General features: G+C 36.5%; 10 protein-coding genes and 1 pseudogene. 7 read left to right on the top strand and 4 right to left on the bottom strand.

All coding sequences use genetic code 11. The features are described from left to right. Positions 1–343 precede the first annotated feature (343 nt). A complete protein-coding gene (locus H6F45_RS25465; RefSeq protein ID WP_190348749.1) occupies positions 344–598 on the bottom strand; it encodes a hypothetical protein in 255 nt (84 codons plus the stop codon). Positions 599–847: 249 nt separating this feature from the next. Between H6F45_RS25465 and H6F45_RS25460 the strand changes: the two genes are divergently transcribed. The 4 genes from H6F45_RS25460 (at position 848) to H6F45_RS25450 (ending at position 5,233) form a co-directional block, all read left to right on the top strand. Further along, positions 848–1,504, top strand: a complete 657-nt coding sequence (locus tag H6F45_RS25460) for a VWA domain-containing protein (RefSeq protein ID WP_190348748.1) — start codon at positions 848–850, stop codon at positions 1,502–1,504. A 56-nt stretch (positions 1,505–1,560) separates the two neighbouring features. Further along, entirely contained in the window at positions 1,561–1,689 is a 129-nt protein-coding gene (locus H6F45_RS27215) for a hypothetical protein (RefSeq protein ID WP_268932477.1), read from the top strand. 135 nt (positions 1,690–1,824) lie between these two features. After that, on the top strand, positions 1,825–4,947 hold the full coding sequence (locus H6F45_RS25455; RefSeq protein ID WP_190348747.1) for a hypothetical protein: 3,123 nt from the start codon (positions 1,825–1,827) through the stop codon (positions 4,945–4,947). Between the two features lie 109 nt (positions 4,948–5,056). Further along, positions 5,057–5,233, top strand: a complete 177-nt coding sequence (locus H6F45_RS25450) for a barstar family protein (protein WP_190348746.1) — start codon at positions 5,057–5,059, stop codon at positions 5,231–5,233. Positions 5,234–5,625: 392 nt separating this feature from the next. On the opposite strand, the gene H6F45_RS25445 is transcribed toward H6F45_RS25450, so the two are convergent. Beyond that, entirely contained in the window at positions 5,626–6,048 is a 423-nt protein-coding gene (locus tag H6F45_RS25445) for a type II toxin-antitoxin system VapC family toxin (RefSeq protein ID WP_096567310.1), read from the bottom strand. Beyond that, entirely contained in the window at positions 6,045–6,419 is a 375-nt protein-coding gene (locus H6F45_RS25440; RefSeq protein WP_096567312.1) for a hypothetical protein, read from the bottom strand. The genes H6F45_RS25445 and H6F45_RS25440 overlap by 4 nt, the downstream gene beginning before the upstream one ends. Positions 6,420–6,618: 199 nt before the next feature. Here H6F45_RS25440 and H6F45_RS25435 point away from each other — a divergent pair, with 199 nt between their 5' ends. The 3 genes from H6F45_RS25435 (at position 6,619) to H6F45_RS25425 (ending at position 8,334) form a co-directional block, all read left to right on the top strand. Further along, a complete protein-coding gene (locus H6F45_RS25435) occupies positions 6,619–6,795 on the top strand; it encodes a barstar family protein (protein WP_190348745.1) in 177 nt (58 codons plus the stop codon). A gap of 818 nt (positions 6,796–7,613) precedes the next feature. Next, on the top strand, positions 7,614–7,889 hold the full coding sequence (locus tag H6F45_RS25430; RefSeq protein ID WP_190348744.1) for a hypothetical protein: 276 nt from the start codon (positions 7,614–7,616) through the stop codon (positions 7,887–7,889). 10 nt (positions 7,890–7,899) lie between these two features. Then, a complete protein-coding gene (locus tag H6F45_RS25425; protein ID WP_137669279.1) occupies positions 7,900–8,334 on the top strand; it encodes an Imm30 family immunity protein in 435 nt (144 codons plus the stop codon). 26 nt (positions 8,335–8,360) lie between these two features. Here H6F45_RS25425 and H6F45_RS26815 read toward each other — a convergent pair. Further along, positions 8,361–8,570: pseudogene (locus H6F45_RS26815) on the bottom strand (hypothetical protein); the annotation flags it as partial.

Below are 8,570 nucleotides of genomic sequence, written 5' to 3'. Positions count from 1 at the left end.
TTGATTTGACTCAGCTAAAATGTTTTTAATTTCCTGTGGGGTGATATCTTCTAGATATGATTTAGAGTAAATGGTTAATAAAAGTACACTGGTTGGTGATTCAACTTGATAAATGATGCGATAACCACCACTTTTGCCTTTTTGAATGTTGCTATTTTTAACTCTGACTTTAAAGACAATGTAATTTTCACCCAGTCCAGATATTCTATCACCTAGAAAATTGCAGATTTGAATTTACTCAATTATTACTTGAGTATCAGAACGAATATTCCGGTATCTCTTAGCTAGAGAACGCAAGTTGCTTTTGTATTCAGGTGTTAAGTCTATTTCTACTATTGGCAGTTCATTCGACATCTATTCCCTCCCACATTTGAGATAGGGGAATACGTTTTCCTATTTTTGCTTCTTGTACTGCTCTTTTTAAACTAGCTTTTATTTCTTCAATGGGAGTATCATCATGATCATTTTCTAAGTTATCTGTAGGTTCAGGAAAGAGAATTATTACTCTGACTTTTCCGGGTATTTCTACATTCAGGGTTTGGTCTAAAAATAATGCCCCTTTTTCATCAATGTTTCCTGTGACTTCTATTGCTTTCATTTGTTGATCCTGATGGTTATTTATATTTAGTTTAACGGTTACTGGCAATTTTAAGTTTCATCACTGACTCTTTTATAAAAAACATTATATGAATGTACTCGTTTTTGGTTGCTACTTGCTTCCAGTTTAGGCAAGGTATTGATTCCGTAAAAATACCCGTGTTAGATTAGGTGTTAACGAGTATAATCTAAAATATAATATTCAGCATCTAGTTGTGATTAACCAGTTGATTAACCAGGAGTATCAATAATGCCAGTAGGAATGCCCGAATTTGTGGAAAACCCTGAGAATCGTTGTCCGGTAATTCTTTTGTTGGATACTTCTGGTTCAATGTCAGGGCAACCTATCCAGGAGTTAAATAGAGGTTTGGCGGCTTTCAAAGAAGATGTAATGAAAGATGCTCAAGCTTCTTTAAGTGTAGAAGTTGCTATTGTCACCTTTGGACCGGTGAAACTGACGCAAGATTTTGTCACTATAGACCATTTTACACTGCCAAAGCTAGAAGCAGATGGTGTAACGCCCATGGGTGAGGCGATAGAATACGCTTTAGATTTATTAGAAACCCGCAAACAGTCGTATAAAGATAACGGTGTCCATTATTATCGTCCTTGGGTATTTTTAATTACCGATGGTGCGCCTACAGATTATTGGCAAAATGCAGCGCAAAGGGTGAGAGAAGAAGACGCACAGCGCCGAATGTTGTTTTTTACCGTTGGTGTTCAGGGTGCAGATATGAATAAACTCCGACAAATTGCCCCTCCAGAACGTCCTCCAGTAACTCTGAATGGTTTAGATTTTCGCTCTTTATTTGTTTGGCTTTCCACTTCCATGAAACGGGTTTCTAGTGGCAAAGTTGGGGAAGCTGTAGCATTACCGCCGGTGGGATGGGGGCAAATTATTACTTAATTTGTATCAACCAGATCCCCGACTTCTAATATAAGTTAATGATTTATTGACAATATTTGCAAGAAACAGAAAAGCCGGAAAATGATGATCAATATATTATTGATTTTCTCAAATCAGGAAGGTTAAATGCTCGTACTGATGATGATAAAACTTTGGTTTTGTGTATCTGGGAAAAAGAGATTTAGTAGACTCAATTAAATGATGGGCGGGCAGGATGCCCACTCCACAAGAGTTATCTATTTATTGTGAGATGGGCTTCTAGCCCGTCCTAGTCAACAATACTATTTGATATTTATTTCATCCAATTTACTGAAAATTATATGACAGTTCTTACCTGTGGCATTACAGGAAAATCAATTACTCTATTAAGTGAAATAGCTGTTAGTGGAGAAGCAAAAGTTTGGCGAACTAATCATCATGGTTATTTAGCTAAAATTTACCATTCACCAACACCTGAACGGGTTCAAAAACTAGCAGTAATGATAGATTACCCACCACAAGAACCAAATGCCCATCTTCATCATATTTCCTTTACTTGGCCTAAGTCACCATTAAAAAATGAGCAGGGTGATTTTGTAGGCTTTTTAATGCCAGAAGTTAAGGGTGGAAAAGAACTTATTAATATTTATAACCCCCAGCTTCGCAAGAGATTAAAACTTGAGATTGATTGGCGGTTTCTGCATACTACCGCTTTAAATATTGCCTCAATTATTGCCGCATTACATGAAGCTGGTTATGTTGTGGGAGATATTAAACCACAAAATATTTTAGTTAATAATCAGGCTTTACCTTCTATTATTGATACAGATTCTTTTCAGGTGATAAATCCTAAAAATAGTAAAGTTTATCGTTGTTTAGTTGGTACACCAGAATATACACCACCAGAATTAATTGGTAAAGATTTTCATAAAATTGATCAAACAGAAGTACATGATAGATTTCGGTTAGCAGTAATTATTTATCAATTGTTATTTGCTGCTAATACTCCTTTTCAGGGAAAATGGACAGGTGCTGGGGAAACTCCAGAACCTAATGAACTTATTAAGCGCGGTATATGGTTGTATTCTGAAAATAGTTTGATTGAGCGTGTAGAGAGAACAATTCCTATGATAATTGTTCATCCTGCAATTCGGGAATGTTTTCTCAGATGTTTTAATGATGGGTATAAAAATCCTCATTTACGTCCGACTGCTAAGGAGTGGTTGGAAGCTTTGAGAATAGGAAATGAGAATTTAACTATATGTGGCAGGGTAGATAGTCATTATTATAGTAGAACTTATGGTAGTTGTTATTGGTGCGATCGCTCTACAAATCTTGGTGTTGATATTTTTCCTGCTGTTGTTAAGGTAAATTCATCTGCTGTGGTGAAATCAACATCACAACCACAAGTTAATAGTAATCAATTCATAGGAAACCTCCTCCAAACCCTCAAAGATCATTTTCACTTGGTTATTTCAGTAGCATACAGCCCTAATGGTCAAACCCTGGCTAGTGGGAGTAGTGACAGCACTATCAAACTGTGGAATGTAAACACGGGAAACCTACTACAAACCCTCACTGGTCATTCTCACTGGGTTTATTCAGTAGCATACAGCCCCGATGGTCAAACTCTGGCTAGTGGGAGTAGTGACAACACTATTAAACTGTGGGATGTAAAAACGGGAAACCTACTACAAACCCTCACTGGTCATTCTCACTGGGTTTATTCAGTAGCATACAGCCCCGATGGTCAAACTCTCGCTAGTGGGAGTGATGACAAGACTATTAAACTGTGGAATGTAAACACGGGAAAGTTACTGCAAACTCTCACTGGTCATTCTGAGTGGGTTTATTCAGTAGCATACAGCCCTGATGGTCAAACGGTCGCTAGTGGGAGTAGGGACAGCACTATCAAACTGTGGAATGTAAACACGGGAAACCTACTGCAAACCTTTGAAGGTCATTCTCACAGGGTTAATTCAGTAGCATACAGCCCCGATGGTCAAACTCTCGCTAGTGGGAGTGATGACAAGACTATTAAACTGTGGAATGTAAAAACGGGAAACCTACTGCAAACCCTCTCTGGTCATTCTGACTCGGTTAATTCCGTAACATACAGCCCCGATGGTCAAACTCTGGCTAGTGGGAGTTATGACAACACTATCAAGATATGGGATGTAAAAACAGGAAACCTCCTACAAACCCTCCCTGGTCATTTTAGCTCGGTTCTTTCAGTAGCATACAGCCCCGATGGTCAAACTCTGGCTAGTGGGAGTGGTGACAATATCAAGATTTGGCAGGTTGTAGCATCTATTAATAAAGCACCAGTTCAGCAAACTCCATCTCAGGTTTCGCAACCAGCAGTTTCTAAACCTCAGAGTCCACTTGGCACAATTCCAGTGCTTCAAACAACAATTCCCTTCAAAAATACGAAACTGAGAAAACTATTAATAACCTACTTAATAACCTGCTTATTAGGATTTATAGGATTTATAGGAACTGAAATCTATGGCTATGCACGTTATGGAGTGTTTCCAGTCGATCCCATACTTGTAATTGCAAATTTATCTAGTAGCATCTCTTTGCAAAAAACCCTCCCTGGTCATTCTTACTCGGTTAATTCAGTAGCATATAGCCCCGATGGTCAAACTCTGGCTAGTGGAAGTGGTGACGAGACTATCAAACTGTGGGATGTAAAAACGGGAAACCTACTGCAAACCCTCTCTGGTCATTCTAGGTGGGTTTCTTCAGTAGCATACAGCCCCGATGGTCAAACTCTGGCTAGTGGGAGTGGTGACAAGACTATCAAACTGTGGAATGTAAAAACGGGAAACCTCCTACAAACCTTCACTGGTCATTCTGACTTGGTTAGGTCAGTAGCATACAGCCCCGATGGTCAAACTCTGGCTAGTGGGGGTGGTGACAAGACTATCAAACTGTGGAATGTAAAAACAGGAAACCTCCTACAAACCCTCCCTGGTCATTCTATCGCGGTTCAGTCAGTAGTATACAGCCCCGATGGTCAAACTCTGGCTAGTGGTGGGGTGTATGACGAGACTATCAAACTGTGGGATGTAAAAACGGGAAACCTCCTACAAACCCTCCCTGGTCATTCTGAATCGGTTTATTCAGTAGCATACAGCCCCGATGGTCAAACTCTGGCTAGTGGGGGTGGTGACAAGACTATCAAACTGTGGAATGTAAAAACAGGAAACCTCCTACAAACCCTCCCTGGTCATTCTATCGCGGTTCAGTCAGTAGTATACAGCCCCGATGGTCAAACTCTGGCTAGTGGTGGGGTGTATGACGAGACTATCAAACTGTGGGATGTAAAAACGGGAAACCTCCTACAAACCCTCCCTGGTCATTCTGAATCGGTTTATTCAGTAGCATACAGCCCCGATGGTCAAACTCTGGCTAGTGGGAGTTGGGACAACACTATCAAGATATGGCGGTTAAAGTAGTCATTGATAGGATTTTATTAGCAATGGTTCATTTTATCATCCTGTACTTCGACTTACTTCGACTTCGCTCAGTAACCGTACAGTAACCGTGCATCCTCATCATAAATCTATGAATCAAAAAGTTTTCCATCTTAACGGTAAAAAAATCAATAACAAACAAACATTTTTAAATAAAGCTGCTGAAGCAATAGAATTTCCTGCATACTTCGGCAATAACTGGGATGCTTTTGATGAATGTATCACCGATTTAACATGGTGTCCGGCTCAAAGATATGTGATATCATAAGATCATGCTGATATCTTTGCTCAAGCTGAACCGACACAGTACCAAATAGCATTGGATATTTTAAATTCAGCCAAAGAATACTGGGAAGGTAATAATATTTCTTTCAAGTTTTTAACTATCAAAAAATAGCTTGTCTGAATCAGGATAACCAGGATTTGAGGATGTACAGGATTGTTATTTGTAGATTGTCTGTGAATATTTAATGATGATAAATTCTGATTCAGATAAAAAATATATTTCCTATCATTCAAAGAAAACCATAAATGATCAAAAACATCCTGATAGCGAAGCGTGGCGTTAGCCATAAATCCTTTAATCCTGGACATCCTGATTCAGACAAAAAAAACCATCCTGAAAATCCTTTAATCCTGGAAATCCTGATTCAGAAATTATCAACTAATACTCCAATCTTCTAAACGCAAATTTGGCACTTTTTCAAAATCCTTCCAATTACGAGTAACTAAAATCCCATTCACTGATAAAGTAATTGCAGCAATGCGTAAATCTTGAGTACCAACACGGATTTTTTGTTTAATTAATTCACTGTAAATATTACCTGCATTTTCGCTAAATTCTAGGACATTGATAGTTTTGAAAAACTCTAAATTAGCCTGAAAATTTGCATAAGCTAATATTAATTTATCCGATGACGAGGTATTTCTAATTACATTGAATCTACCACGCAATTGTTCCTCCGCAGTAATAATGGTTATGGCAATTTCTTCAAAATTGACACTATTAACACGCTGGACAATAAATGAATTTCTGCGTTGAAATAGAGAAACGTGATCTGTATCTAGTATCCATAAGCTCATTTACTCTTCTCCTTGGTTTCAATTTGTTGATAATATTCCTCCATCTCTGTATCTAATTCACGACGATATTCTGCTATATATTCTTGCACTTCATCAAAATGTGGATCATCCTCAAACATTCCTGCAAATTTCATCCAAGGATGTTCTGTTTTCGGTGCTTCAATTTCTAAAGTCACTATTTCTGGTTTTCGTGCTTGAAAAAGTTGAATCAGATTATTTAATGCTTCTTCTTTATTTGCACCAAAACCTTGACATTCTGGTAAACTTAACAGTGTAGCTTTAACCGTACCATCTGCTTGATTTTCAATCAACACATCATAAGTTAACTTGGGTGCAATTGTGGAAAGAGCATTTTTAACAGCTAAAATCATGATATTTTTACTCTTCTAATTCTGAATTGATTATAACACAATACTTGAAAATAGTTAAAATTATCGTCTAGATGATGTTAAGATTTATAGGACTTTATTAGCGATCGCCCATTTTATATTTTATCATCCTGTTAATCCTTTAATCGGTGGACATCCTGATTCTGACAATTTTACTAACCTATTTCCTCATCATAAATCTATGAATCAAAAAGTTTTCCATCTTAACGGTAAAAAAATCAATAACAAACAAACATTTTTAAAACAAGCTGCTGAAGTAATGGAATTTCCTACATACTTCGGCGCTAACTGGGATGCTTTTGATGAATGTATCACCGATTTAACATGGTGTCCGGCTCAAAGATATGTCATATCATAAGATCATGCTGATATCTTTGCTCAAGCTGAACCGACACAGTACCAAATAGCATTGGATATTTTAAATTCAGCGCAGGAATACTGGGAAGGTAATAATATTTCTTTCAGGTTTTTAACTATCAAAAAATAGGTAAATTCAATTTTGCAATATTTATATATTGTTTATTGTGATTGTCAGAATCAGGATAACCAGGATTTTAGGATGTACAGGATTGTTATTTGTAGATTGTCTGTGAATAATAAAGATATATTCTCTTGTCTGAATCAGGATAACCAGGATTTGAGGATGTACAGGATTGCAGTTTATAGATTTTCTGTGAATAATAAAGATATATTCTCTTGTTTGAATCAGGATAACCAGGATTTGAGGATGTACAAGATTGCAGTTTATAGATTTTCTGTAAATATTTAATGATAATAAATTTTGATTGAGATAAAAAATATATTCCCATATCATTCAAAGAAAACCATAAATGATCAAAAATATCCTGTTAATCCTTTAATCCTGGACATCCTGATTCAGACAAAAAATATCATCCTGAAAATCCTTTAATCCCGGAAATCCTGATTCAGACAAATATCATCCTGAAAATTCTTAAATCCTGAAAATCCTGATTCAGCAAACCCTAATTATTCCTTTTCTTCCTTTATAATCAAAATACTAAACAATAGAAATAGCTAAACAGGAGTAAAAAAATTATTAATCATCAACCTCAACTCATCCCAGGAGAAGGAACTGTAGGTACTTATGGAGACTTACTAAAAAAGGGACGTAGAGGAGATAACCTCACACCTCATCATATACCTGCGGATGCTTTTATGAAAGCGAAAGTTCCAGGTTATACAACAGACCAAGGATATGCCATAATGATGGAACATTTATCACCAGGAAAAGGAGGCCGTCATCGGCAAACAATTTCTTATGGTAAACGTCCTAATTTAAACTTATCACCCAGAGTAACCTTAGCACAAGAAATTTGGGATGTACGTTCTATTTATCTTTCTCAAGGTTTGTATAATAGAAGAATCAGGGAAAGTTTGCAAGCATTAATCAAACTCAATAAAGTAACTTGGCAATCTATTTTTTTTAAATGAGGTAAAAACCATGAATCAAAACAATTTACTAGAAATCTTGAAAGATAACCGATTGATGCAAACAGAAGCACAAGTTACAAATTTTGAAAATGCTTTAACCGCAATAGCTGAAAATCCTAATGAAAATGATTTATCTGCCTATCATCTAATTTTAGATGATCAATGTCAACAGCCAGAAGTGATGTTTAGCTTAATTCATTTTCTGGAATCTTTTGATATGGAAAAACAAATTACAGCATTTATTGAAGTTGTTCCACAATTAATGATAACTGCACCGGAATGGACCAGAATAATTCACAACCGGATTTTAAATGATGAATCAGCTTGTCAAGTCTATCAAAATCTATTACATTCAGCTAATTTAAAAACTCCGCATTTCCTCTATCATCTTTTAGAAGAAAGTATTATAAATAAATTGCAGGTGAAAGAAAGTGTATTAATGTGATTTTCTGAATCAGGATAACCAGGATTTTAATTGATAGATTGTCTGTGAATAATAAAGATATATTCTTTTGTCAGAATCAGGATAACCAGGATTTTAGGATGTACAGGATAGTCTAATTCTGAAGCGTCTATTAATTCAAATAATGTATCAATATTATAGTCTGTTTCCTGGGGATGTACGTACATATCGGCAAAACATTCATCCCTTTGGTTTTCCATTGCCCATCTTTCTTTTTC

The organism is Sphaerospermopsis sp. FACHB-1194 (assembly GCF_014696235.1).
GTDB lineage: Bacteria > Cyanobacteriota > Cyanobacteriia > Cyanobacteriales > Nostocaceae > Sphaerospermopsis > Sphaerospermopsis kisseleviana.
This window is presented reverse-complemented; position numbering and strand designations above follow the sequence as displayed.

What these genes read in the sequence shown, in the direction of transcription:
- H6F45_RS25465 (WP_190348749.1), bottom strand. Translation starts at nt 598, where the DNA reads ATGAAAGCAATAGAAGTCACAGGAAACATTGATGAAAAAGGGGCATTA.
- H6F45_RS25460 (WP_190348748.1), top strand. Translation starts at nt 848, where the DNA reads ATGCCAGTAGGAATGCCCGAATTTGTGGAAAACCCTGAGAATCGTTGT.
- H6F45_RS25455 (WP_190348747.1), top strand. Translation starts at nt 1,825, where the DNA reads ATGACAGTTCTTACCTGTGGCATTACAGGAAAATCAATTACTCTATTA.
- H6F45_RS25450 (WP_190348746.1), top strand. Translation starts at nt 5,057, where the DNA reads ATGAATCAAAAAGTTTTCCATCTTAACGGTAAAAAAATCAATAACAAA.
- H6F45_RS25445 (WP_096567310.1), bottom strand. Translation starts at nt 6,048, where the DNA reads ATGAGCTTATGGATACTAGATACAGATCACGTTTCTCTATTTCAACGC.
- H6F45_RS25440 (WP_096567312.1), bottom strand. Translation starts at nt 6,419, where the DNA reads ATGATTTTAGCTGTTAAAAATGCTCTTTCCACAATTGCACCCAAGTTA.
- H6F45_RS25435 (WP_190348745.1), top strand. Translation starts at nt 6,619, where the DNA reads ATGAATCAAAAAGTTTTCCATCTTAACGGTAAAAAAATCAATAACAAA.
- H6F45_RS25430 (WP_190348744.1), top strand. Translation starts at nt 7,614, where the DNA reads ATGAAAGCGAAAGTTCCAGGTTATACAACAGACCAAGGATATGCCATA.
- H6F45_RS25425 (WP_137669279.1), top strand. Translation starts at nt 7,900, where the DNA reads ATGAATCAAAACAATTTACTAGAAATCTTGAAAGATAACCGATTGATG.